This is a genomic window from Rathayibacter sp. AY2B7, assembly GCF_002931635.1.
Taxonomy (GTDB): domain Bacteria; phylum Actinomycetota; class Actinomycetes; order Actinomycetales; family Microbacteriaceae; genus Rathayibacter.
The window spans coordinates 1-2818 of sequence record NZ_PSUC01000185.1 but is presented as its reverse complement, the minus strand read 5'-3'; the positions used below and the strand labels follow the sequence as shown (position 1 = coordinate 2818).

Genomic DNA, 2818 nt, shown 5'->3' with positions numbered 1-2818 from the left:
CTCCGCGCGCCCGTGGATGACGAACGGCTCGGCGATGCACTCGCCGATGGTCAGGAACGGGTTGAAGCTGGTCGCCGGATCCTGGAAGACGAAGCCGAGGTCGGCGCGCGCGGCGGCACCGAGGGAGGCGCGGCGCCCGACGAGCTCGGAGCCGAGGACCCGGAGCGAGCCGCCGGTCGCGGGGACCAGCCCGGCGATCGTCCGGGCGAGCGTCGTCTTGCCCGAGCCCGACTCCCCCACGAGGCCCAGGACCTCGCCGGGGGCGAGCGTCAGCGAGAGGTCGGCGATCGCCGTGAAGGAGGGCTTGCCCAGGCGCCCCGGGTAGACGATCTCGAGCCGCTCCGCCACGACGAGCGGCTCGCTTCCCGGAGCGGGCTCGGGCCCCGCAGCGCCGGGCGCGCCGATCCGCGGGACCGCGGCCAGGAGCGAGCGGGTGTACTCGTGCTGCGGAGCGGAGAACAGCGACTGCACGTCCGCGGTCTCGACGATCCGGCCGCCGTTCATCACGATCACGCGGTCGGCCAGGTCGGCGACGACCCCCATGTTGTGCGTGATGAGGAGCATCGACCCGCCGAGATCGCGCCGCAGCGTGCGCAGGAGCTCGAGGATCTCGGCCTGCACGGTCACGTCCAGCGCGGTCGTCGGCTCGTCGGCCACGATCAGCGGGGCGCCCTGGATCAGCGCCATCGCGATCACGATCCGCTGCTTCTGCCCGCCCGAGAACTGGTGCGGGTAGTCGTCGATCCGCCGCTCGGGATCGGGGATCCCGACGGTCCGGAGGATCCGGACGGCCTCGGCCCGCGCCTCGCGGCGGCCGAGGGAGGTGTGCGCGCGGAGCCCCTCGACGATCTGCCAGCCCACAGTGAAGACCGGGTTGAGCGCGGTCGACGGCTCCTGGAACACCATCGCCGCCGCCGCTCCCCGCAGCCGCCGCATCGTCTTCTCGGGGGCGCCGACGATCTCGACGTCGCTCCCGCCGTGGCGGAGGCGGATGCTGCCGGAGACGACGGCCGACTCCGGCAGCAGCCCGAGGACCGCCTTGCCGGTGACGGTCTTGCCCGAGCCCGACTCCCCCACGAGGGCGACGATCTCCCCCGGCGCGACGTCGAGGTCGACGCCCTCGAGCGCCTGGACCGGGCCGTGGTCGGTGTCGAAGACGACGCGGAGGTCGCGGATGCTCAGTACGGCGGTCATGGCCGGGCCTTTCTCTGGCTGCGGCGGCGGACGCGCAGGCGGGGGTCGGACAGGTCGTTGAGGCTCTCGCCGACGAGGGTGATCCCGAGCACGACGATCATGATCGCGGCGCCGGGAGCGACGCAGGTCCACCAGATCCCGCTCGTGACGTCCTGCACCGAGCGGTTGAGGTCGTAGCCCCACTCGGCGGCGGAGGTGGGCTCGATGCCGAAGCCGAGGAAGCCGAGGCCGGCGAGCGTCATGATCGCCTCGGAGGCGTTCAGCGTGATGATCACGGGCAGGGTGCGGGTGGAGTTGCGGAGCACGTGGCGGATCAGGATCCGCCGGTCCCGCGCGCCCATCACGCGCGCCGACTCCACGAAGGACTCGGAGACGACCCGGAGCACCTCCGCCCTGACCACCCGGAAGTACTGCGGCACGAAGACGACGGTGATCGACATCGCCGCGGCGAGGACTCCGCCCCACAGGCTCGACTGGCCGCCCGAGATCACGATCGACAGGACGATCGCGAGCAGGAGGCTCGGGAAGGCGTACACGGCGTCGGCGACGACCACGAGGATCCGGTCGAGCCAGCCGCCGACGTAGCCCGACACCGCGCCGAGCAGCACGCCCGCCGCGACCGAGGTCAGGAGCGACAGGGCGATCACCTGGACCGCGGTCCGCGCTCCCCACAGGGTGCGCGAGAGGACGTCGTAGCCGCCGACCGTGGTGCCCAGCAGGTGCTGCCCGCCGGGCGGCTGCTGCGCGCCGAAGTTGCGGCCGTCGACGGCGAGCTGGTCGTAGCCGAACGGGGCCAGCAGCGGCGCGCACGCGGCGACGATCACGAGGGCGCCGACCAGCGCGAGGCCGATCAGGAGCATCGCCCGCTGGGACCCTGCGCTGCTGCGCACCTGCGCGACGAGGGGGAGGCGGTCCCGCAGCGGACGCGGCGGAGCGGAGACGGTCGTCATGTCAGAACCTCACTCGGGGATCGATCAGGGCGGCGAGGACGTCCACCACGAAGTTGGTGACGGCGACGATGATGGCGAGCACCGCGACGATCCCCTGCACGGCGACGAAGTCGCGGGCGGCGAGGTACTGGCCGAGCATGAAGCCCAGCCCGCGCCACTCGAACGTGGTCTCGGTGAGGACCGCACCGCCCAGGAGCATCGCGATCTGCATGCCGATGACGGTGATGATCGGGATGAGGGCGGGCCGGAAGGCGTGGCGGGAGACGAGCCTCCCCTCCGAGACACCGCGGGAGCGGCCGGCCTCGACGTAGCCCGCCTGCAGGGTGCCGATCATGTTGGTGCGCACGAGGCGGAGGAAGGTGCCCGCGGTGAGCAGGCCGAGCGTGAGGCCCGGGAGGACCGCGTGGGCGAGCACGTCGGTCACCGCGGAGCTGCTCCCGGAGCGCAGCGCGTCGACGAGGAAGAGCCCGGTCGGCTGCTGCAGCGACGTGAGCATCAGCTCCGTCCCGGTGCTCGAGCGGCCCGCCGTGGGCACCACGTCGAGGACGACGCCGAAGACGAGCTTGAGCAGGAGCCCGGCGAAGAAGACGGGGGTCGCGTAGCTGAGGATCGCGAGGACCCGCAGGACGATGTCGGGCATCCGGTCCCGCTTGCGGGCGGCGATCGCGCCGAGC

The 2818-nt window shown here is 72.7% G+C and carries 3 protein-coding genes; all 3 read right to left on the bottom strand.

Translation table 11 applies throughout. From position 1 onward, the window contains the following. Positions 1-1194: ABC transporter ATP-binding protein (locus C5C27_RS17130; RefSeq protein ID WP_104315000.1), on the bottom strand; the 1194-nt coding region annotated here is incomplete at its 3' end. After that, positions 1191-2144 carry an ABC transporter permease gene (locus tag C5C27_RS17125; RefSeq protein WP_104314999.1) on the bottom strand — a complete coding sequence of 318 codons (954 nt, stop codon included), beginning with the start codon at positions 2142-2144 and terminating at the stop codon, positions 1191-1193. The genes C5C27_RS17125 and C5C27_RS17130, both read right to left, overlap by 4 nt. Position 2145: 1 nt before the next feature. Further along, positions 2146-2818, bottom strand: a 673-nt coding sequence (locus tag C5C27_RS17120; protein ID WP_146079752.1) for an ABC transporter permease, incomplete at its 5' end; no start/stop codon positions are given.